Here is a 21,574-nt window from a genome sequence, read left to right on the forward strand (position 1 = left end):
GTCGACCCCACGTCGCCGACCTGGCGGTGTCCGGGGTGTGCGGTGGCCGCCGTGTCGGCGGCGTGCCGTCGGACGTCAGCGGACCCGGGCGAGGGTGACGCCGTCGGCGATGGGGAGCATGACCACTTCGACGCGGACGTCGGCCAGGATCTCGTCGTTGAAGGCGGCGATCGCGCGGTCGTCGGCGTTCTGCGGCGCGAGGACCCGGCCGCCGCGCAGCGTGTTGTCCACCGCGACCACCGCACCCGGTCGCATCCGCGGCACCAGCTCGTCCCAGTAGACCGGGTAGCCGACCTTGTCCGCGTCGATGAACGCGAAGTCCAGGTGGCGCTCCCGGGGCAGCGCCCGCAGGGTCTCGGCGGCCGGGCCGATGCGCAGCTCGATCCGATCCTCCACCCCGGCCCGCGCCCAGTAGCGGCGCGCGACGCCCGTGTACTCCTCGGAGATGTCGAAGCACGTCAACCGGCCGCCGTCGGCCAGCCCCCGGGCGATCGCCAGCGACGACAGGCCGGTGAAGGTGCCCACCTCCACCGCCTGCCGCACCCCGAGCAGCCGGGTGAGGAACGTCAGGAACGCGGCCTGCTCCGGGGCGACCTGCATGTCCGCCTGGTCGGGCAGCGCCGCCCGGGTCTCCTCGGCCAGCTCTCGGACGATCTCATCCGGCGCGGACCCGTGCGCGACGAGATAGGCGTGCAGTTCCGGCGTCAGGGGCAGCGGCTTCGTGGTCATGCCCGGACGCTAGCCGAGGTGCTCGACCTCCTGGCCCCCCGGCGCGACCTTCGTCCACAGATCGGTGACGCTCAGCTCCAACTCGGCCAGCAGCGTACGCAGCAGCGGCAGGCTCAACCCGACCACCGTGCCAGGATCACCCTCGATGCCGGTCAGGAACGCCCCGCCCAGCCCGTCGATGGTGAACGCGCCCGCCACCGCCAACGGCTCGCCCGTCGCCACGTACGCGGCGATCTCCTCGTCGCTGACGTCGGCAAAATGCACGGTCGTCGACGCGACCGCCTCCGCGCGCGCCTCGTGCGTCACGTCGATCAGGCAGTGCCCGGTGTGCAGCACCCCGCTGCGCCCCCGCATCCGCTCCCATCGCCGGGTCGCGTCCGCCGCGTCGGCCGGCTTGCCGAAGATCTCGCCGTCGAACCCGAGCACCGAATCGCAGCCCAGCACCAGCGTCCGCTCGTCCGGCGTGGCACGCAGCCGCCCGGCCACCGCCTGCGCCTTCAACCGCGCCAGCTCCAGGCACAATTCCTCCGCCCGGTCACTGACCACCTGCGACTCGTCCACCCCGCTGACCAGCACGTCGGGTTCGATCCCGGCAGCGTGGAGCAGCTTGCGGCGGGCGGGACTCTGAGAGGCGAGGACGAGGCGCAGCGGTACCGAGTTCAACACCCCGCCGACGCTACCGGCTGATCCGGGGCGGCGGGTCGTCGGCACGTCGACGCCGCCGCCAGAGCAGATAGCCGCCACCCGCCGCGGTCAGCACACCCAATGTGGCCAACCCCCGCGCCGTCGCGCCGCCGTCCCCGTCGCCCGACGCCGGCTCCGCCGCGGTCGAGGAAGCCGGCGCGGTCACCGCCGACGACTCAAAACCCAGCGGGGGTACGCCTGCCGTCAGCGCGGCAACCAGGTCGATGACGCCGTAGCCGTACTCGTCGTCGCGGCCGGGCGGACCCTTGTCGATGGCAGTGGCGGTCAGACGGTGCGCGACCTCCTGAGCCGGCAGGTCGGGATACTTGGACCGGATGAGGGCCGCAGCCCCCGCAACGATCGCCGTGGCGTCTGAAGTGCCCGTGCCTGTGCGGTACCCGCCATTGATGCTGGTGCTGTAAATATCAACAGATGGGGCTGCGAGGTCCAGCTCTGGCCCTGTCACCGATACATTTGCATGCTTGCCGACCCTGTCTATCCCACCAACTGCGATAACGTCTGGTTCGCTAGCCGGATAGCCGACTCCACTGTCCACCGGGGCGTTCCCTGCTCCCGCGACCACAACAATGTCGTTTTGCAGCGCTTGCTTAACTGCTTGCTGGAGCCGGGTGGTCGGACTAGCCACGGCGGAGATGCTTATAACATCCGCGCCGTGGGATATGGCGAATTCAATTCCGGCCGCAAGATTGTCGGTATCCCCACCCAGATTCGTGCGCTTTCCTCTGATTGGCAGAATCTTTGCTTCTGGGGCGATGCCAAGCGCTCCAACGCCTCGTTCGCCGCCGTTTGCGGCAATTAGACCAGCCATGCCAGTGCCGTGGCCATCGAGATCCTGCCACCCGTTTCCGGTGCTGCCCGAAATTGAGTCCGTACCGGGTAGCAAATTTCTTTTTAGATCGGGATGAGGAAAGACGCCCGTATCTGGAACCGCCACAGTTACGCCCGCACCCCTTGTTATTTCCTGCGCTTTATGCACGTTTAGGTAGCGCAGGTGCCACTGAGCCGATCTCCTAAATTCGGAGGCGTGAGTCGAACGTGGCAGAGGCGCCGGTGGTGCTTGAAGCGCCGCATTTACACAGGCAAGAAATACGCCTATGGTGACGTGTATTAGTGTCCGGCTCACCTATCAAATCCGATTGCAGGCCCGGGATCTATGGGTCCCTCTTCATCTGGAGGACGGACGATTGGATCCACGCCTTGATCGACCTCCCACGGGTGATCCGGGTCCCAACGGCGTGGCTCGCTCTCGTCATTTTCTCGCCGAGTTGGCCGAAGAGGCGGAGTGCCGGAGCCAGCGTAGCTGCCTGCGCCCGGTGCGCCGCCGAGGGGAGACGTTCCGTGTAAAACCCCGGAGGGAAAAGCGCGGCCAGCCCCGGGTCGTGAACCCGCGGCACCTGTCGGGGCGGTGCCAGCGCCGCCGCCTCCAATGACTCCACCGACAGGGTTGACGCGACGTGGGGGAACCGCCCCTCCAGGTTGGCCCATAGCCATGCCCGGCGGCCCGCCGATCAGGCCTCCAAGAGGTGTTGATCTAGGTGGAATTGCATGAGGAGGTTCTCTATTGATGCTGCCTGGCAGGGGTCGGCCCCCCGGCTCTGCTGGGTTGCGAAATTGGCCGGGGAAAGTGGTTCGACTGGGCATGTTTGGGAGGGTTGGAAGCGAGGGTGCGCCCGCTGCGGATGTAGGCGGTGGCGCCGAAGGTGTCGCGCTTAGGCCTGGATTGTTTGGGGCTGGCGCCAATCCCGTTCCTGCTCCACCAAGGACTGGGCCCACACCCGGTGCTGCAGGCGTTGGCAAAGGTTGTCCTGTCGCAGCTGGCTTAGTAGACCTCAAAGGGGTATTGGAGATAGCCAACGGCATGGGAACGATAGGAGGAACTGTTGGGATGGATGCGGGGGGAGGCTGCTGGTCGGGAGGCAGATGATCAACGCCGGGCCACGTTTTGGGGGTAGGGGGCCTCCGGAGCATTACCTGGGCTTGTTGGAGTTCGCCGCTGAGCCCGGTCATCAACTCCCGCGCCTGCACGTTCAACCGCTCCAGGTCCGCCGCCGTCACCGGCTGGTCCGGCAGTCGGCTCCCTGCCAGCGCCTTGGGGTCGGCGACCGTCGCCTCGTACGACTGCTTCTGCTGGAGCTTGGTGGCGTACTCCTGGTAGATCGGCTCGAGGCCGGCGCGGGCGCTGCCGAGCGCGCGGGCGGCGGCGGAGAGCGCGTCGTGGTTCGCAGCGGCCGCGTCGTGGGTGCGCTGCACCTTGTCGATGAGCTGGTCCAGCTCGACGATGTACGTCCGCGCGGCGGCGTTCGTCTCCGGGGGCCACGCCTCGGCGAGCCCGCGGCGGTATTCGCGCAGCCGGCCCAGGTGGGTCTGGGCGAGGTCGCAGACCTTGCGCCAACCGGCGACCTGCTTCCAATGGCCGGTGGTCTCCTGGTCCTGGAGGCAGGCCCACATGCTGAGCACGTCCATGAGCTGCCAGTCGGTGAGGCCGGAGGTGCGGCCGCCTTCTCGTTTGATCACGGCAGCACCACCCGCCCGTTCTCGGGGGCGGTCGGGTCGGGGAGTGCGGGCAGCGGTCGGGACGTGCCGTGCGCCTGGGCGAGGGCGCTCTCGACGTCGGCGACGCGGGCGGAGGCGAACGCGTCGGTGTGTTCGTGGCTGCTGGCGATCTTGCCGGCGGCGCCGGCCAGGAAGCCGGTGGCCCGGCCGACGTCCCACACCATGTTGACGGTGGCCTGCTGGGTCTCGTTGTGCGCGTGGAGGAACTGGACCAGCTCGACGAAGGCGTCGGCGGGGTTGGGCACCGGGGCCCGCATGTCGTCCGCGATGTAGGACAGGTGCGGCGCGTAGTTCCGGTCGACCTCGGCCTGGAGCCGGTCGGCGAATTCGCGCATCCTGCGGATGTCGGCCTCGATGCCGGCGTAGTCGCGCAGCCAGGACGCTGGGCGATCCTCCTCGGGGATCATCGATCCTCCCTACCCGTCACGGAGCCGTTTCCCTGAGTGAGGTTAATGGCTGCGCCGCGATACCGGCAGCCCCAGGGAGCAGGCGTACCCGGGGAAGCTCAGCGGGGAGGCCGGACGCGCGCCACGCTCCGCGACCGGCGGCGAGCGCCGCGGCGGCGGGTCGGGCGCTGCGCGTCCACTGCGACACGGGGGTCGGCGCGGGCGCGGCGGCGGGTCGGGTCCGGACGACGATGGCACCGACCAGGGCGGCCAGTTCCTCGGCGGTGGGCACGCCGCGCACGACCCGGAACAGCGGCTCTTCGGCAGACATGACGACAGGGTACGCGTCGAGAACTTGACCTTCGCCGCACAGTGGCGTGCCGGCGGTGTGACGGTCGCACCCGCCGGGTACCGTCTTCTCGATGTCGAACGCGCTTCCCCAACTCGTCGCTGACCGATACCGGCTCATCTCGCCGCTCGGCCAGGGCGGCATGGGTCGGGTGTGGAAGGCGCGCGACGAGGTGCTGCACCGGGACGTCGCCATCAAGGAGCTCGTCCCGCCGCCCAGCCTCACCCCGGAGGAGCGCCGCGAGATGCGGGAACGCTCGCTGCGTGAGGCGCGGGCCATCGCCCGGCTGAACAACATCAACGTGGTCCGCATCTTCGACGTGCTGCGCACCGACGGCGACCCGTGGATCGTCATGGAGTACGTCCCGTCGAAGTCGTTGCAGGACACCCTCGCCGAGGACGGGCCGGTGTCGCCGGCCAAGGCGGTGGAGATCGGGCTGGGTGTGCTCGGTGCGCTGAAGGCCGCGCACAAGGCCGGCGTGATGCACCGCGACGTCAAGCCGGGCAACGTGCTGCTCGGTGACGACGGCCGGGTGGTGCTGACCGATTTCGGTCTGGCGACCATTCCCGGCGACCCGAACGTGACCCGGACCGGCATGGTGCTGGGCTCCCCGGCGTACATCGCCCCGGAGCGGGCCAAGGACGGCACGGCCGGGCCGGAGGCCGACCTCTGGTCGCTGGGCGCGACCCTCTACGCGGCCGTGGAGGGCAAGTCGCCGTACGCGCGCCCGTCGGCGATCGCGACGCTGGCGGCGCTGGCCACCGAGCCGATGCCGCCGCCGAAGAACGCCGGGCCGCTCAAGCCGGTCCTCAACGGCCTGCTCCGCAAGGACCCGGCCGAGCGGATCACCGCCGAGGTGGCGGAGCGCCTGCTCCGCAAGGCCGGCGGCAAGCGGGCCAAGAGCATCTCGCTGCTGGACGGCGTACGCCGGCCGGGCCCGAACGGCCCGCGCGAGCCGCGCCCCCACTGGTGCCGGCACCGCGCCCGGCCGAGGACCGTTCGACCAGCGGTCCGTCGCTCCCGCGCCGCGCAAGCCCGAGGTGAGCGCCGCCGCCGCTTCGGGTGCCGCCGCTGCCGGTGCCGTGGCCGCGGACGACGCCACCGCCAAGGTGCCCGCGAGCGCCGACGCGGCACCCACCGCGAAGGTCGACCTGCCCACGTCGGCCACTGTGGATGCTCCCGATCCCGCCCTCGACGACACCCGGCTCGACGGGTCGCCGGTCGCCGCCGACGACACCTCGGTCGACGACACCTCGGTGGGGGCGCCGCCGCCGGCCCGCCCGGCGAACCCGACGTCGGTCATGCCGGACCAGGTGAGTCCGGCGCCGACGACCGGCCGGGCCACCGTCGTGTCGGGCACGAAGCCGGACCACACGCGGCGCAACGTGCTGATCGGCGTCGCGGTCGCGCTGCTGCTGCTCGGGCTCGTGGTGATCGTGCCGCTGCTCAACCGGGGCGGCGACCAGAAGGGTGACGGCGGCGGCCAGCAGGCCGGTGCCACCACGCCCGCACCGGCGGCCTCGTCGGCAGCGCCCACCACGGCGTCGGCCGCGCCCCCGCCGACCAGCGCCGCCCCCAGCCCGACCCCGTCCGCGAGCGCTTCGGCCAGCCCGTCCGCCGGTGGTTTCACGCTGCCCGCCGGCTGGCGCTACTACCGGGGCCCGAACGGCTTCGAGGTCCCGCTGCCGGACGGCTGGCGCAGCAGCAACGGCAACAACTCGGTGACGTTCACCGACCCGGCCGGTGGGCGACGGCTCTACATGCAGTGGACGGACAGCCCGAAGAAGGACGCGTACACGGACTGGCGGCAGCAGGAGCCGGCTCGCCGTAACTACGTGAGCAACTACAAGCTCATCGGGATCACGCGCTGCGACGGCTACTACCGCACCTGCGCCGACTGGGACTGGTACCAGACGTCGAACGGGACGCGGACGCACGTGCGCAACCGGGGCGTCGCCACCGCCAGCAACCGTGGGTACGCGCTGCGCTGGGAGGTGGCGGAGAAGGACTGGCAGGCGAACCTGGCCACCTGGGACCTCATCACCAAGGGTTTCAAGCCGGACCGGGTGAACTGAGCGCGGGAGTTCCCACCGCCACGAAACTGATTCGCATGGCTTTCCGTCGAACGGGGTAGTTGATCCTCGACGACGGAAGGAGGTGCGACATGGGTTACCGACGCAAGGACACCACGCCCCGGCTGGCGCTGTGGATGCTGGTCGCGCTGGGGGACATCGTCCTGCTGCTGGTGAGCGCGGGAGTCTCCGCGCCGGCCGCGGTGATCGGTGTCGTGGTCCTCACCGTCGCGGCGGTGGCGGGCTGGCGGTTGAGCCGCCGGGCCACCGTGGCCGGGCGGGGCACGCTGCCCGTCCCGGTCGCCGCGCGACGGAGGGCCTGACCCGGGTACGTACGACGGTGGCGGCAGCCGGACCAACTGGGCACCCCGAGGGGTGACAGTCGATCCCGCTGCCGCCGACCTGTCTGCGGCGGATCAGGTGTTGTTGGCCAGCGCCACCAGGCGGGTCCGGTCGCCGTTCCAGTAGTTGCGGTCGACGTTGCCGCTGATCCCGGAGACGCTGCCGCTGGACGTGTACTGCCAGAAGCTCCAGACCGGCGCGCCGGCCGGCAGGCTGCCCGGCGTGCTGGACCAGCGGGCCAGCCAGAGCGGGTGGTTGGCCCACGGGGCGGTCCAGCTGCCGGTGCACTGGTTCCACCAGCTGGTGGTGGTGTAGATGACCGCGTACCGGCCGGTGCGGGACTTGTAGCGGCTCAGGAAGTCGCTGATCCAGGTCCGCATCCCGGAGGTGGTCTTGCCGTAGCAGTAGCCGCCGCTGTACGGGTTGGCCTCGATGTCGAGTGCGGCGGGCAGCGTACGGCTGTCGGCGGACCAGGCGCCACCGTTGCTGGCCAGGTAGTCGGCCTGGGTCGCGCCACCGGAGATGTTCGGCCGGGCGAAGTGGTACGCCCCGCGGATCACGCCCGCGTTGTAGGCGTTGGTGTAGTTGCTGTTGAAGTTGGCGTCCTTGTAGCTGGTGCCCTCGGTGGCCTTGATGAAGGCGAACTGGATGCCCGAGTTCTTCACGCTGGTCCAGTTGATGCTGCCCTGGTAGCGCGAGACGTCGATGCCGGGGGTGGTGGCCGCGGCCGCCGGTCCGGCGGTGGCGACCAGGGCCGCCGCCGCGGTGGCGGCGACGGTGAGGCCGGCGGCCAGCAGCCGGCGCAGCGAGAATCGGGTACGGGTCATTGATGCCTCCAGGGACGCCAAATCGATTGACGACAATCTTTGGAGGTAAGTGCCTCGTAATGCAAGAGATACTAAAGAAATTTTCATAGACACCGGTCGACGCTGCGGTGACTGATCGGTGTCGGTCAGCGGAGCGTGACCGGGTCGAGCACCCAGCGGAACGGCTCAGTGATCGTCAACGTCTCGCCGGACTCGGCCCCCGGTCAGTCACACACGATACGAGCCGCCGGCTAGGCATGACACCAGGTCGTGGCGGTAGGCTCCCCGCCCATGCCCCTGATCGACGGCCTCACCACCATCTGGGACACGCTCCTGGGCGCGCAGCCCGATCCGCCGCCGTTGCTGGTGCTGCTCACCGCCGTCGTCGCGCTGCTGGTCGTGGCCACCCGGACGCCGTGGCGGATCGCCCGGAACGCCGTCACCATCGCGCACGAGGGTGGGCACGCCCTGGTGGCCCTGCTGACCGGCCGGAAGCTGCGCGGCATCCGGTTGCACTCGGACACCTCGGGGCTCACCCTCTCCGCCGGCCGCCCCACCGGCCCGGGAATGATCCTCACCCTGCTGGCCGGCTACGTGGCCCCGTCGCTGGTCGGCCTCGGTGGTGCCTGGCTGCTCGCCGGCAACCGGATCACCCTGCTGCTCTGGGTGGCCGTGGCGCTGTTGCTGGCCATGCTCGTCATGATCCGCAACGTGTTCGGCGTGCTGTCGCTGCTGGTCACCGGCGGCGTCGTGCTCGCCGTCTCCTGGTACGCCCCGCCGCAGGTGCAGGCCGCGTTCGCCTGGACCTCGGTCTGGTTCCTGCTCTTCGGCGGCGTACGCCCGGTGGTGGAGCTGCAACGGCAGCGCAGCCGGGGCCGGATGCCGGAGTCCGACGCCGACCAGCTCGCCCGGCTCACCCCGTTCCCGGCGCTGTTCTGGGTGACCGTCTTCGCCCTGGTCAGCCTCGCCGCCCTGGGCGTCGGCGCGCTGCTGCTCGCCGGCCAGTACCTGACCGACGCCGGCCTCCGGTTCTGACCCACCGGCCCACCCGACCGCCACAGGAGAGGGCTTCCCGATCGCCGAGCTGGAGAAAATGATCGGCTGAGCCGGCAACCGGCGTCGCCGCGCCAGGCGTGTCCCCTGCGACCGCCACGGGGGAGGTAGCAGGGTGCCGGACGTCGACGGGTTCGACGAGTTCTACCGGGGGAGCCGGCAACGGCTGCTCGGCTTCGTCTGCGTACTCACCGGCAACCTGGCCGAGGCCCAGGACGCGGTGCAGGAGGCGTACATCCGGGCCTGGCAGCGCTGGTCGACGGTGCGTGACTACGACGACCCGGAGGCCTGGGTACGGGTGGTGGCCAGCCGGATCGCGGTCAGCCGCTGGCGCAGCCTGCGCAGCCGGGCCCGCGCCTACCTGCGGCACGGGGCGGAGGAGAGCATCCCCGGCCCGGGCACCGACACGGTGGAGGTGGTGGCGGCCCTGCGCCGGCTGCCGGAGGAGCAACGGATCGCCCTCGCCCTCTACTACCTGGTGGGCATGCCGGTCGCCGAGGTGGCCCGGGAGACCTCGGCCCCGGTCGGCACGGTCAAGGCACGACTGTCCCGGGGGCGGACCGCGCTCGCCGGACTGCTCGCCGTCGTGGACCTGGAGGAGGCCACCGATGCGTGACGACGACCTCACCTTCGTCGCACTGGTGCAACAGGAGTTGCGGAACGTCCGCTGGGCCGAGCCGGCCGAACTGCGGGCCCGGGCCCGGCGGCGGAGCCGACGCACGACGCTGGTGGCGGCGGTCGCCGTCCTGCTCGTCGCGTCGGCCGCCACCGCGGTCGCGGCCGACCGCGCCGGCGGTCCGCTCGGCCCGGTGGCGGCCGGCCCGACTCCTCCTCCTCGGCCCGATCGGCCGACCCGGCGGCCTCGCCGGTCGCGCCGACACCGTCCGGCCGGGCCGAGATCCCCGACACCGTGCTGCTGGAACCGCGCGACCTTTCCGTCAAGACAGCCGTACGGCTCGGCGACAGCGGCCTCGGCGAGTCGGTACGGGTCGACGCGCGGTTGGAGACCTGCGCCCGCGAGAGGCAGATCTACCTGAAGCCGACGGCTTCCCGCTACTCCCGGTCCCGCACCCTGCTGCGATCCCCGGCCGGTGAACCGGTACTCAGCCAGGACGTGTACCGGGTCGACCCGCCGTGGGGCCTGGGACTCTTCGGGGACATCGACCGGATGGTGCAGGCCTGCCCGGAGTGGCGGACGACCGCGGCCCGGTCGCTGACCGGCCGCGCGGTCTCCGGCGAGTTGGTGGACCGCTGGGAGACGGCGCTCGACGGCTTCGCCGGTGACCAGTCGGTGCTGCTGCGGCACGTGGTGGGCGAGCCCGCCGACCTGGCCGGCGACGGGCCGGCGGGTCCGGCCGCGTCCGTCGACGTGACGCTGGTGATCCGGGTCGGTGACCTGGTGACGGTAATCGCGCCGGGGCCGGGGACTATCGCCGACCGGATCGACGGCACCGGCCCGGGAATGAGCTACCCCGACCTGGAGGCACTGGGCCGGCGGGCCGCCGCCCGCCTCTGCCCCGTCGCCAACTCGGCCTGCTGAGCCTCCACGCGTGTTAACAGGGGCCCCCTGCTATGCAGAATGCGTTAACAGGGGGCCCCTCCTTACACCTACAGCGGGATGTTGCCGTGCTTCTTCGGGGGCAGGGTCTCCCGCTTGGTACGCAGCACGCGCAGGGCCCGCACGATCTGCGTACGCGTCTCGTGCGGCGGGATCACCGAGTCGACGTAGCCCCGCTCGGCGGCGATGTACGGGTTGGCGAGGGTGTCCTCGTACTCGGCGATCTTCTCGGCCCGGACGGCGGCCGGGTCGTCGGCGTTCGCCAGCTCCGAGCGGTAGAGGATGTTCACCGCGCCCTGCGCGCCCATCACCGCGATCTGCGCGGTCGGCCAGGCGAAGTTCAGGTCCGCGCCGAGGTGCTTGGAGCCCATCACGTCGTACGCGCCGCCGTAGGCCTTGCGGGTGATCACGGTGACCTTCGGGACGGTCGCCTCGGCGTACGCGTAGATGAGCTTCGCGCCGCGGCGGATGATGCCGTCCCACTCCTGCCCGGTGCCGGGGAGGAAGCCGGGGACGTCCACGAAGGTCAGCACCGGGATGTTGAACGCGTCGCAGGTGCGGACGAAGCGGGCGGCCTTCTCCGACGCGGCGATGTCCAGCGTGCCGGCGAAGTGCATCGGCTGGTTGGCCACCACGCCCACCGGGCGGCCCTCGACCCGGCCGAAGCCGACCACGATGTTCTGCGCGTAGAGCGGCTGGACCTCCAGGAACTCGCCGTCGTCGACGACGTGCTCGATGACCCGGTGGATGTCGTACGGCTGGTTCGCCGAGTCCGGGATCAGCGTGTCCAGCTCCCGGTCCTCGTCAGTCACGGAGAGGTCGGCCGGGGCCTCGTAGACCACCGGCTCGTCCAGGTTGTTCGACGGCAGGTACGACAGCAGCGCCTTGACGTACTCGACCGCGTCGGACTCGTCGCTGCCGAGGTAGTGCGCGTTGCCGCTGCGCGCGTTGTGGGTGCGCGCGCCGCCCAGCTCCTCCATCCCGACGTCCTCGCCGGTGACCGTCTTGATCACGTCGGGGCCGGTGATGAACATGTGCGAGGTCTGGTCGACCATCACGGTGAAGTCGGTGACCGCCGGCGAGTAGACCGCGCCGCCCGCGCACGGGCCCATGATCAGCGAGATCTGCGGGATGACGCCGCTGGCCCGGACGTTGCGGAAGAAGATCTCGCCGTAGAGGCCCAGCGAGGCGACGCCCTCCTGGATCCGGGCGCCACCGGAGTCGTTGATGCCGATCACCGGGCAGCCGATCTTCATGGCCAGGTCCATCACCTTGACGATCTTCTCGCCGAAGACCTCGCCGAGGGAGCCGCCGAAGACCGTGAAGTCCTGGGCGAAGACGCAGACCTGCCGGCCGTCCACCGTGCCGTAGCCGGTCACCACGCCGTCGCCGTACGGGCGGTTGCGCTCCAGCCCGAAGGCCGTCGACCGGTGCCGGGCCAGCTCGTCCAGCTCGACGAAGGAACCCTCGTCGAGCAGCATCTCGATGCGTTCCCGCGCGGTCTTCTTGCCCCTCGCGTGCTGCTTGGAGACCGCGCGCGCCGACCCGGCGTGCACCGCCTCGTCGACCCGACGGTCCAGGTCCGCCAGCTTGCCCGCGGTGCTGTGGATGTTGATCCCGGTCTCGGTAGTCACCCAGGGAATATAACGATGGTTCAGGGCGCCGCCGTTGTGCAGTGCGCCTCAGTGCGCCCGGGTGCGGTGCGGTCGCGGCGACGGGCCGGGCCGGGCCGTAGGCTGGCGGGATGCCCGGCTCGCCGTACACCGACCTGGACCGACCGCCGCTGTCGGCGGTCCGGCTGCGGCGCGCGCTGCTCGCCCCGCACGGCCCGTGGCGCCGGCTGGAGCTGCGCGCGGAGACCGGCTCCACCAACGCCGACGTGGTCGCCGCCGCCCAGGCCGGCGAGCCGGAGGGGCTGGTCGTGGTCGCCGAGCGGCAGACCTCGGGACGTGGCCGGCGCGGCCGGGTGTGGCAGTCGCCGCCGCGCGCCGGCATCGCGACCAGCGTGCTGCTGCGCCCCGGCGAGGCCGTCCCGGAGCGCGGCTGGTCGCCCGTGCCGCCCGCCGGGTACGGCTGGCTGCCGCTGCTGGCCGGGGTGGCGCTGGTCGAGGCGGTGGCCCGGCTGGCCGAGCTGGACGCCCGCCTGAAGTGGCCCAACGACCTGCTGATCGACGGCGCGAAGGTGGCCGGGGTGCTCGCCGAGGCGGTGCCCGGCCCGTCCGCCGCCCAGCCGCCGGCGATCGTGGTCGGCGTCGGCCTGAACGTCACCCTCCGCGCGGACGAGCTGCCGGAGAACCCGACCGGCCTGCCGGCCACCTCGCTGCAGCTGGCCGGCGCGGCGGCGACCGACCGGGACCCGCTGCTGCGGGCCCTGCTCCGCTCGCTCGCCGACTGGTACGACCGGTGGCGCGCGGCCGGCGGCGACGCGGTGGCCAGCGGCCTGCGCGACGCCTACCTGGCCGGTTGCGCCACCATCGGCCGCCAGGTCCGGGTGCTGCTGCCCGACGGCCGGGACGTGCGCGGCACCGCCACCGGCGTCGACCCCGACGGTCAGCTCCAGGTCGACACCGCCACCGGCCGCCTCGCGCTGGCCGCCGGGGACGTGCTGCACCTTCGGTGACCGCACCCGCCGCGCGGCCGATCCCCGGGGGAGCGCCGACCGGTTACGGTCAGCGCGTCCGTTCTGCGAGGAGGTTCCTGTGGCGTTTCCCGAAGACGTGCTCACCGAGGACGAGCACGTCGTGCTCCACCTGCACCCGCACTGGAAGGCCCTGATCCGGCCGATCCTGGTGCTGGTGCTCACCGTCGCGGCGGTGGTCGCCGGCTGGGCGTTGCTGCCCGCGGGGGACGGCGGCACGATCGCGCTCTACGCGATCGCCGTGGTCGGTCTGGTGCTGGTGGTCTCGCTGGGGCTCTGGCCGTTCCTGATCTGGCGCACCACCCACTACCTCTTCACCAACGAGCGGGTGCTGCTCCAGGAGGGCGTCTTCTCCCGCAACCGGCGTGACCTCCCGCTGACCCGGATCAACGACCACTCGATGCACCAGAAGTTCGTGGAGCGGCTGCTCGGTTGCGGCACCCTCACCATCGAGTCGGCGGGGGAGCGCGGCCAGTCGGTGCTCAAGGACGTGCCCCGGGTGGACCGGGTGCAGACCACGCTCTACGAGCTGGTCGAGGCGCAGCACGACAAGCACAGCCTCGGTGACGGCGAGATGCGCGAGATCATGGCGGACCTGCGGGACGGCAAGCCGCTGCGCGACCCGTCGGCCTGACCTTTCCGGCCGCTGCCCGCCGGGACGCGGTGGGTCAGCGGCGCGGGGAGCGCCGGGTGCCGGCGTGGAACTCGGCGGCGAGCTCCGCGTCCAGATCGGCATCGAGGGTACGGCCCAGCGCGGCGTCCGCCGCGGCGGGCCGGCCCTGGGCCGGTGCGCCGTACGCCGGCTCCGTCCCGCGTCGACCGGTGCCGCGTTCGGGCTGCTCGCCCGGGCGCGGCTCGGTCTCCTCCAGCTCGCTGACGGACTCGGCCAGCTCGGCCACCGGGTCCATCTCGGCCATGGTGTCCCACTCGTCCCGTGGGATGGTGTGCCAGGTCTCGGCCGCGTGCTGGGGCACCGGCTGGAAGACGAAGGTCCGGTAGGACCAGAAGCGGAACATGGTGGCCAGCAGCACGCCGCCGGTCTTCGCCACGTTCAGCGCGAGCAGGCCGTTGACGCCGAGGCCGTACTTCGCGGCGGCCAGGACACCGAGTTCGATGACCAGACCGGTGGCGTTGAAGACGAAGAAAAGGACGTACTCCCGCCGCATGGCAGATTTCGGGCGATCCCGGTACGTCCAGTGACGATTCATCAGATACGACGTGATCGTCGCCACGATCGTCGCGATCACCGTCGCCTTGAGCTGACCGTCGCGGAAAACGGTGAGTGCCAGCGCATTGAACACCGCGTAATTGATCGCGGTGTTGATGCCCCCGACGATGCCGAATTTGAGCGCCTCGTGGATGAACTTCTGCCAGCGCTCGGGTAGCAGACGGACAAGACGCATGCGGAACACCTTAGGGCAGTGGGCGGGGCCGGCTCGGCCCGGCGGGACGGGGTGGGCGCTGGATCACGCCGTGGACTCGGGATCGTGACCAGGTGCCGGAACGACGGGAGTTCCCGCTTCCACGAAAACGAACCGCCGGTACGACCAGAACCGGAACAGCGTCCCCAGGCCGGTGCCGACGAGGAAGCTGGCGACGTTGTCGGCCAGCGGCGTCTGGAACACCGCCGGCCAGATGGCGCCCAGGCCGTAGTGGCTGAGTGCGAGGCAGCCCACCGTGATGCCCAGGCCGACCCCGTTGAAGAAGAAGAACAGTGCGTACTCGCGGGCCGGGTGCGAGCGTTCGCGGTGCCGCCAGGTCCAGAACCGGTTGCCCAGGAAGGCCAGGGTCGCGGCGACCACCGTCGAGATGGTCTTCGCGGCCACCGGCGGCAGGTGCTGCCCGCTGGCCAGATAGTTGAACAGCGCGAAGTCCACCAGGAAGGCCAGGCCGCCGACGGTGGCGAACTTGCTGACCTCCCGCACCAGGTGGCCGAAACGCTCCACGAGGGAGCGGACCAGACCCGGCCGGGTCTGTGGGGTGCCCGGTTGGTCCCCGGTCGTCGTCACGGCCACCCGCCGAGCGTACCGGGTGTCCGCGCGCGCGACGGGTAGCAACGACGACCCGTCGACACCCGGTTCGGCCGGGCGTCGGAGCGTCGTGGTGCCGTGACGGGGTGCCACGACCGGGCCGGTACGCCGATGAACGCAGCGTAACCGGATGTGGCGGAATTGCGGATCGGATCACCGAATCGTCTCGCCCGACCGTGGCGCGTACTTCCACTCGCGGGTGGCCCGGCCCGCCGACGGGTGTCGAAGGTTCGCCGCAGGATTTGCGTGAAACTGCGCGCGAAAGCGGGTATTAGCTCGTGATACCGCAGCGTGGCCGTACCTTGTGCAGTTCTTCACAACCAGTCCCACTGACTCGCGAGGCAGCCCGGTTTACGCTGAGGCCAATCCCAGGTTTCCACGAAGGCGACGCCTCGCTCGCCAGAACTCGTGCATCCCATAGATCGGTCAGCGTCGACCACAAGGAGATGTGACATGGTTGCTCCGGCTGCTGTTCGGGGTATCGATCAGGCCCCGACGTCCCACCCCAAACTGCTCGCCTGGGTCCGTGAGGTCGCGGAACTGACCACCCCCGACCGGGTGGTCTGGGTGGACGGGTCCGACGAGGAGTGGCGCCGCCTCACCGACGAGCTAGTCGACAACGGCACCCTGATCCGGCTGAATCCCGAGAAGAAGCCCAACTCGTTCTACGCGCGTACGGACCCCACGGACGTCGCCCGGGTCGAGGAGCGCACCTTCATCTGCTCCGTCGACGAGGCGGACGCCGGCCCCACCAACAACTGGATGGCGCCGGCCGAGATGAAGCGGACGATGACGGAGCTGTACCGCGGTTCGATGCGCGGACGCACCATGTACGTCATCCCGTTCTGCATGGGTCCGGTCGAGGCCGAGAGCCCGATGTTCGGCGTCGAGATCACCGACAGTCCGTACGTGGTCGCCTCGATGCGGATCATGACCCGGATGGGTGTCAAGGTCCTCGAGGCGATGGGCGACGACGCCGACTTCGTGCACGCGCTGCACTCCATCGGTGCCCCGCTCGACGCCGGCCAGCAGGACGTGGCCTGGCCGTGCAACGACACCAAGTACATCTCGCACTTCCCGGAGACCCGGGAGATCTGGTCGTTCGGCTCCGGCTACGGCGGCAACTCGCTGCTCGGCAAGAAGTGCTACTCGCTGCGGATCGCCAGCGTGATGGGGCGCGACGAGGGCTGGCTCGCCGAGCACATGCTGATCCTCAAGATCACCTCGCCGGAGGGCAAGGTCTACCACGTCGCCGGCGCCTTCCCGTCGGCCTGCGGCAAGACCAACCTCGCCATGCTGGAGCCGACCATCCCGGGCTGGAAGGTCGAGACCATCGGCGACGACATCGCCTGGATGCGCTTCGGCCCGGACGGCCGCCTCTACGCCGTCAACCCGGAGTACGGCCTCTTCGGCGTCGCGCCGGGCACCGACTGGAAGACCAACGCCAACGCCATGCGGACGCTCGACCGCGGCAACTCCATCTTCACCAACGTCGCGCTCACCGACGACGGCGACATCTGGTGGGAGGGCATGGGTGAGCCGCCGGCGCACCTGATCGACTGGAAGGGCAACGACTGGACGCCGGAGAGCGACAACCTCTCCTCGCACGCGAACAGCCGGTTCTGCACCCCGATCACCCAGTGCCCGATCCTCGCCGAGGACTACTACGACCCGAACGGCGTGCCGATCGACGCGATCCTCTTCGGCGGCCGTCGTCGGGACACCATCCCGCTGGTCACCGAGGCGCGGGACTGGGTGCACGGCGTCTACCTGGGTGCCACCCTCTCCTCGGAGACCACCGCCGCCGCCTCCGGCGCGGTCGGTGTGGTCCGCCGCGACCCGATGGCCATGCTGCCGTTCATCGGCTACAACGCCGGTGACTATTTCCGGCACTGGATCGAGATGGGCAAGGGCGCCGACGGTGACGCGGCCAAGCTGCCCAAGATCTACTACGTGAACTGGTTCCGCAAGGACGCCGAGGGCAGCTTCCTCTGGCCCGGCTTCGGCGAGAACTCGCGGGTGCTGAAGTGGGTCATCGAGCGGATCGAGGGCACCGCCGACGCGGTGGAGACCCCGATCGGCATGGTCCCCGCCCAGGACGCGCTGGACGTCGAGGGTCTGGACATGACCCCGGAGGACGTCCGGATCGCCCTCAAGGTCGACCCGGAGGAGTGGCGCAAGGAGCTCCCGCTGGTCACCGAGTGGTTCGAGAAGTTCGGGGACAAGCTCCCGGGCGTCCTCTGGGCCGAGCTGGACGCGCTGCGCGCCCGGCTCGACGCGGAGCAGCCGCAGCGGTAGCAGGTGTGACGGTTGCCCGTACCGGGCAACATCGGATCCCATGAGGACGGCCGCCGAACCTGTCGAGGTCCGGCGGCCGTCCGCCGTCCGGGCGCTGACCACCCTGCTCGCCGTCACGGCGGCGGCCACCGTCGTGGTCGAGCTGCTCAACTACTGGTACGCCCCGGAGCAGGAGTTCGGCCTCGCCGTACGCACCGGCTGGGCGATGCTCCGGTCGCTGGGCTTCCTGGTGCTGATCGGGCACGTCAACCGGGGCCGTACCGTGGCGAAGCCGTTCGGGCTGATCCTCGCGGTGACCACCGTCTTCGCGGTCGGCCGGCTGGTCGTACCCCGGGAAGGCGTGCCGGCGTTGCCCGGCCTGCTGGGATTCGGGCTGCTCACCGCGCTCTGCGTGGCGGTGGTCGCGCTGCTCTACCGCTCCGACGGGGTCGGTGGGCACCTGGTCCGGCACCGCAAGGGCCTGGTCGTGGAAGGCGGGACGATCTCCTGGCGGGAGGTCGCGCCGAAACGCGCCCCGGTCACCGGTTGGCTGCTCACCAGCCGGGTCGCCGCGTTCACCTACAGCCCGCTGATGCTGGTGCCCGCGCTGGTTGCCGGCGGTTCCGTCCTGGACGGGCAGCTCAGCGCGGTGCCGGCCGTGCTGTTCTGGTTCGTCGCCGGCATCGCGGTCAGCTATCTGGTTCTCTTCTGCACCGCGTTCCTCATGCGCGGCCGCCCCTGGGCCCGCCGCCTCCTGGTGATGATCACCCTCGGCGTGCTCGCGGTCGACCTCCCCCTCTGCTGGTGGCTCCTGGGCCTGGACGGCCTCATCCGCGACGGCGCCCCCCTCCTGTCGGCCGCCCTCCTCGCCCTCTACGCCCTCCACCGCGCCACCCACACCGAGGCGGCCTAACCCCCCACCCCCACCCCTTCCCGTCGATCATGGAGTTGTGGTCCCTCGCGAAAGGTGTGAAAGAGGGCGAAACGGGTGCCACAAGTCCATGATCGATCGGGTGGGGGGTGGCGTGGCCGCTTCCCGTCACCGGTGGGGGCGGTGAGGATGGGGAGGGGCGGGGTGGGGGGAGGGGCGGGTGGGGGGAGTGCGGGTGGGGGCGGACGAGTTCGATGTGGTGGTGGTGGGGGCGGGGCCGGCGGGGGCGGCTGCCGCGTTGAGCGCCCGGCGGGCGGGAGCTCGGGTGCTGTTGCTGGACCGGTCCGACTTTCCCCGGGACAAGGCGTGCGGGGACGGGATCGCGGCGCACGCGTTGGACGTCCTCGCCGAACTCGGGGTCACCGGGGCGGTCGACGGGTACGCGCCGCTGCCCGCGCTGCGGCTGGTCGGCCCCGGTGGCGGGGCGGTGGCCCGGGCGCTGCCCCGGCCGGCGTACACGGTGCCCCGGGAGGTGTTCGACGCCCGCCTCGTCGCGGCGGCGGTCGCGGCCGGGGCGGAGCTGCGCCGGCACACCGTACGCCGGGTGGAGCTGCGCGCGGACCGGGTGGTGCTGGACGGCGAGCTGTCCGGGCGGGCGGTGGTCGGGGCGGACGGCGCGGGCTCGGTGCTCCGCCGGGCGCTCGGTCAGCCGGCGAACCCGGACCGTCACCTGGCGCTGGCCATCCGCGGCTACGCGCCGGCCCGGCCCGGGCCGGCCGAGCAGCTCATCGTCACCTCGGCGGCGCGCTGGCCGGCGTACGCCTGGTCCTTCCCGATCGGCGACGGTCGGGCGAACGTCGGGTACGGGGAGGTGCTGCGCGGTGAGCCACTGACCCGGGCGCACCTGCTGGACCGCCTCGCCGCGCTGCTGCCCGACACCGATCCGGCCACGGTGACCGGGCTGCGCGCCCACCACCTGCCGCTCTCCACCCACCGGCCGGTGCCCGGTCGGGGCCGGACGGTGCTGGCCGGCGACGCCCTCTCGCTGATCAACCCGTTCACCGGGGAGGGCATCTTCTACGCGCTGCGCTCCGGGGCCCTCGCGGGTGCGGCGGCGGCGGCGACGTCCCCGACCGGGCCGCCGGCCGGTACGCGGACACGCTGCGCCGCCGGCTCGGCACGCACCTGCGGCACAGCTCGGTCGCCGCCTGGCTGGCCCGGCACCGTCGGGTGGTCGACGCGGCCGTCCGGGCGGCCGGACGGGACGACCGGGTCTACCGGACGGTCGTGGAGCTGGGGCTGGGCGACGGACGGCTCGACGCGCGTACCCTGGCCATGATCGGCATCGGTCTCCCGGCCAGGGATCACCCACCGCGGCACTGATCTTCCAGCCGGCTCGCTACCCTGCAAGGTGATGACTCTGCGGAAACTCCTCTACTCCGTCTACGAGCGCCGGCTGACGGCCAGGCTCGCGGGTAAGCCGGTGCCCCGGCACGTCGGTGTGATGTGCGACGGCAACCGCAGATGGGCCCGCGAGATGGGCTTCGTCGACCCGAACGACGGCCACCGGATGGGCGCCGAGCGGATCAAGGAGCTGCTGCGCTGGTGCGACGCGGCGGGCGTGGGCCACGTGACGCTCTGGCTGCTCTCCACCGACAACCTGACCCGGCCGGCGGCCGAGCTGGACCCGCTGCTCCAGATCATCGAGGACCTCACCACCGAGCTGGCCGAGGAGGGCAACCCCTGGCGGCTGCGGATGGTGGGCGCGCTGGACGTGCTGCCCGCGCAGCACGCCGCCGCGCTCAAGGCGGCCGAGGAGCGGACCCGGGACCGCAGCGGTGGTGCCCAGGTCAACATCGCGGTCGGGTACGGCGGCCGGCGGGAGATCGCCGACGCGGTCCGCTCGTTGCTGCTGGAGCACGCGGCGAACGGCGGCACCGTCGAGGAGCTGGCCAGCTCGATCGACGTGGACCACATCTCCGAGCACCTCTACACCAAGGGCCTGCCGGACCCGGATCTGATCATCCGGACCAGCGGTGAGCAGCGCCTCTCCGGCTTCATGCTCTGGCAGAGCGCGCACTCGGAGTTCTATTTCTGCGAACTCAACTGGCCCGACTTCCGCCGCGTCGACTTCCTCCGCGCCCTACGTTCCTACGCCACCCGCCAACGCCGCTTCGGCGCCTGACCCCCCACGCCCCACGCCCCGCGCGTCGATCATGGACGTGTGGTGCCCGTTTCACGCCCCGTGCGGCTTTCGTCACCCGCCACGACTCCATGATCGACCGCGACCACCGGCCGGGAGGGGCGGGATGGGGTCAGGTGAGGTGGGGGAGGGCGTCAGTCAGGAAGTCGCCCAGGGCGGCGGGCGAGTCGAGGGTGAGGTCGGCGGCGTCGGCGACCTCGTGGCCGGTCTCCGGGTTCGCCACCGCCACGCAGACGCCCACGAAGTCGGGGTCGGCGGCGGCCCGCGCGCGCAGGGCGGCGAAGGCCTTGATGTCGGAGACGTCGTCGCCGAAGTACCAGGCCCCGCCGGCGTCCCGGATGATCTCGCCGATGACCAGGCCCTTGTCCCGGTCGACCGGGGGCTTCAGCTCCAGCACCATCCGGCCGGCCTGGCAGCGCAGTCCGAGCCGGTCGGCCCGGGCCCGGCCCCACTCCTGCACGATCTCGCCGAGCTGCGGCGCGGTGCGCCAGTGCAGGGCGACGGAGAGCCGCTTGAACTCGACCAGGACGCCCGGCGGCAGCTCGGCCCGGGCCTGGTCGGCCAGCTCGGCCATGGTCGGCACCCAGGGCAGCGCGGCCGGCTCGGTGACCGTCTCGCCGCCGGAGTGGCTGTGCTCCAGGCCGTACAGCCCGTAGAGGTCGATGCCGGCGAGCCCACCGAAGTGGTCGCGGAGGAACTCCACCGGTCGCGCGGAGACGATCGCGATCCGGCGTACGACGGGAGCGAGCGCGGTCAGGGCGGCGAGCACCTTCGGCGCGGGCTGGACCGCGGCCGGGTCGTCGTCGACCGGCGCGAGCGTGCCGTCGAAGTCGAAGAAGAGCACGGTGTCGCCCGCACGCTCGGCGGTCGTACGCCAGGCGTGCACGGCGTCCAACGGGGTCTTCGGCTGCTGGTTGCCCAGATTCAACGGCGGCACGCGCGACAGCGTACCCCGCGCGGGGGCGCTCATTCGTGGCCGCGATGTGACGTTCGGCGGGCGGG

At 71.3% G+C, this 21,574-nt stretch carries 18 protein-coding genes and 3 pseudogenes; 11 read left to right on the top strand and 10 right to left on the bottom strand.

Features of this window, described 5'->3' with window-relative positions:
- Positions 1 to 75 precede the first annotated feature (75 nt).
- The 5 genes and pseudogenes from MRQ36_RS17250 to MRQ36_RS17275 form a co-directional block, all read right to left on the bottom strand.
- On the bottom strand, positions 76 to 729 hold the full coding sequence (locus tag MRQ36_RS17250) for an O-methyltransferase (RefSeq protein WP_242796776.1): 654 nt from the start codon (positions 727 to 729) through the stop codon (positions 76 to 78).
- A gap of 9 nt (positions 730 to 738) precedes the next feature.
- Complete coding sequence (locus tag MRQ36_RS17255) at positions 739 to 1,395, bottom strand: nucleoside triphosphate pyrophosphatase (RefSeq protein ID WP_242796778.1); 657 nt, start codon at positions 1,393 to 1,395, stop codon at positions 739 to 741.
- 10 nt (positions 1,396 to 1,405) lie between these two features.
- Entirely contained in the window at positions 1,406 to 2,476 is a 1,071-nt protein-coding gene (gene mycP, locus MRQ36_RS17260; RefSeq protein ID WP_242801181.1) for a type VII secretion-associated serine protease mycosin, read from the bottom strand.
- 1,468 nt (positions 2,477 to 3,944) lie between these two features.
- Entirely contained in the window at positions 3,945 to 4,394 is a 450-nt protein-coding gene (locus tag MRQ36_RS17270) for a hypothetical protein (protein WP_242796780.1), read from the bottom strand.
- A 103-nt stretch (positions 4,395 to 4,497) separates the two neighbouring features.
- Positions 4,498 to 4,704, bottom strand: a pseudogene (locus MRQ36_RS17275) (acyl-CoA carboxylase subunit epsilon); the annotation flags it as partial.
- A 91-nt stretch (positions 4,705 to 4,795) separates the two neighbouring features.
- On the opposite strand from MRQ36_RS17275, the pseudogene MRQ36_RS33945 reads away from it, so the two are divergent.
- Together MRQ36_RS33945 and MRQ36_RS17290 are read left to right on the top strand one after the other, a co-directional pair.
- Positions 4,796 to 6,797 (top strand): annotated as a pseudogene (locus MRQ36_RS33945) (protein kinase).
- An 89-nt stretch (positions 6,798 to 6,886) separates the two neighbouring features.
- Positions 6,887 to 7,117 carry a hypothetical protein gene (locus MRQ36_RS17290; RefSeq protein ID WP_242796784.1) on the top strand — a complete coding sequence of 77 codons (231 nt, stop codon included), beginning with the start codon at positions 6,887 to 6,889 and terminating at the stop codon, positions 7,115 to 7,117.
- 93 nt (positions 7,118 to 7,210) lie between these two features.
- On the opposite strand, the gene MRQ36_RS17295 is transcribed toward MRQ36_RS17290, so the two are convergent.
- Complete coding sequence (locus tag MRQ36_RS17295) at positions 7,211 to 7,963, bottom strand: GH25 family lysozyme (RefSeq protein ID WP_242796786.1); 753 nt, start codon at positions 7,961 to 7,963, stop codon at positions 7,211 to 7,213.
- A gap of 270 nt (positions 7,964 to 8,233) precedes the next feature.
- Between MRQ36_RS17295 and MRQ36_RS17300 the strand changes: the two genes are divergently transcribed.
- From MRQ36_RS17300 to MRQ36_RS17310, 3 genes are all read left to right on the top strand, one after another.
- Positions 8,234 to 8,977, top strand: coding sequence for a M50 family metallopeptidase (locus MRQ36_RS17300; protein WP_242796788.1), 744 nt, complete (start codon positions 8,234 to 8,236; stop codon positions 8,975 to 8,977).
- Positions 8,978 to 9,110: 133 nt separating this feature from the next.
- The gene (locus tag MRQ36_RS17305; RefSeq protein ID WP_242796790.1) at positions 9,111 to 9,611 is read left to right on the top strand and encodes a SigE family RNA polymerase sigma factor; all 501 of its coding nucleotides are present in this window, start codon (positions 9,111 to 9,113) and stop codon (positions 9,609 to 9,611) included.
- Positions 9,612 to 9,905: 294 nt separating this feature from the next.
- On the top strand, positions 9,906 to 10,535 hold the full coding sequence (locus tag MRQ36_RS17310; protein WP_242796793.1) for a hypothetical protein: 630 nt from the start codon (positions 9,906 to 9,908) through the stop codon (positions 10,533 to 10,535).
- 68 nt (positions 10,536 to 10,603) lie between these two features.
- Here MRQ36_RS17310 and MRQ36_RS17315 read toward each other — a convergent pair whose 3' ends face one another.
- Positions 10,604 to 12,187 carry an acyl-CoA carboxylase subunit beta gene (locus tag MRQ36_RS17315; protein ID WP_242796795.1) on the bottom strand — a complete coding sequence of 528 codons (1,584 nt, stop codon included), beginning with the start codon at positions 12,185 to 12,187 and terminating at the stop codon, positions 10,604 to 10,606.
- Positions 12,188 to 12,297: 110 nt separating this feature from the next.
- Between MRQ36_RS17315 and MRQ36_RS17320 the strand changes: the two genes are divergently transcribed.
- Both MRQ36_RS17320 and MRQ36_RS17325 read left to right on the top strand, forming a co-directional pair.
- Positions 12,298 to 13,173 (top strand): biotin--[acetyl-CoA-carboxylase] ligase, encoded by an 876-nt coding sequence (locus MRQ36_RS17320; protein WP_242796797.1) that lies wholly within the window; start codon positions 12,298 to 12,300, stop codon positions 13,171 to 13,173.
- A gap of 79 nt (positions 13,174 to 13,252) precedes the next feature.
- Positions 13,253 to 13,825, top strand: coding sequence for a PH domain-containing protein (locus MRQ36_RS17325; protein ID WP_242796799.1), 573 nt, complete (start codon positions 13,253 to 13,255; stop codon positions 13,823 to 13,825).
- Between the two features lie 34 nt (positions 13,826 to 13,859).
- On the opposite strand, the gene MRQ36_RS17330 is transcribed toward MRQ36_RS17325, so the two are convergent.
- Both MRQ36_RS17330 and MRQ36_RS17335 read right to left on the bottom strand, forming a co-directional pair.
- Positions 13,860 to 14,594, bottom strand: a complete 735-nt coding sequence (locus MRQ36_RS17330; RefSeq protein WP_242796801.1) for a GtrA family protein — start codon at positions 14,592 to 14,594, stop codon at positions 13,860 to 13,862.
- Positions 14,595 to 14,657: 63 nt separating this feature from the next.
- A complete protein-coding gene (locus tag MRQ36_RS17335; protein WP_278188387.1) occupies positions 14,658 to 15,248 on the bottom strand; it encodes a GtrA family protein in 591 nt (196 codons plus the stop codon).
- Between the two features lie 426 nt (positions 15,249 to 15,674).
- Between MRQ36_RS17335 and MRQ36_RS17340 the strand changes: the two genes are divergently transcribed.
- The 4 genes and pseudogenes from MRQ36_RS17340 (at position 15,675) to MRQ36_RS17355 (ending at position 20,554) form a co-directional block, all read left to right on the top strand.
- Positions 15,675 to 17,519, top strand: coding sequence for a phosphoenolpyruvate carboxykinase (GTP) (locus tag MRQ36_RS17340; protein WP_242796805.1), 1,845 nt, complete (start codon positions 15,675 to 15,677; stop codon positions 17,517 to 17,519).
- Between the two features lie 40 nt (positions 17,520 to 17,559).
- Positions 17,560 to 18,411, top strand: a complete 852-nt coding sequence (locus MRQ36_RS17345; protein WP_242796807.1) for a hypothetical protein — start codon at positions 17,560 to 17,562, stop codon at positions 18,409 to 18,411.
- A gap of 178 nt (positions 18,412 to 18,589) precedes the next feature.
- A pseudogene (locus MRQ36_RS17350) lies at positions 18,590 to 19,752 on the top strand (geranylgeranyl reductase family protein).
- Positions 19,753 to 19,783: 31 nt separating this feature from the next.
- The gene (locus MRQ36_RS17355; RefSeq protein ID WP_242796809.1) at positions 19,784 to 20,554 is read left to right on the top strand and encodes an isoprenyl transferase; all 771 of its coding nucleotides are present in this window, start codon (positions 19,784 to 19,786) and stop codon (positions 20,552 to 20,554) included.
- Positions 20,555 to 20,684: 130 nt separating this feature from the next.
- On the opposite strand, the gene otsB is transcribed toward MRQ36_RS17355, so the two are convergent.
- Complete coding sequence (gene otsB, locus MRQ36_RS17360) at positions 20,685 to 21,509, bottom strand: trehalose-phosphatase (RefSeq protein ID WP_242796811.1); 825 nt, start codon at positions 21,507 to 21,509, stop codon at positions 20,685 to 20,687.
- Positions 21,510 to 21,574 lie beyond the last annotated feature (65 nt).

Source organism: Micromonospora sp. R77, from assembly GCF_022747945.1.
GTDB lineage: Bacteria > Actinomycetota > Actinomycetes > Mycobacteriales > Micromonosporaceae > Micromonospora.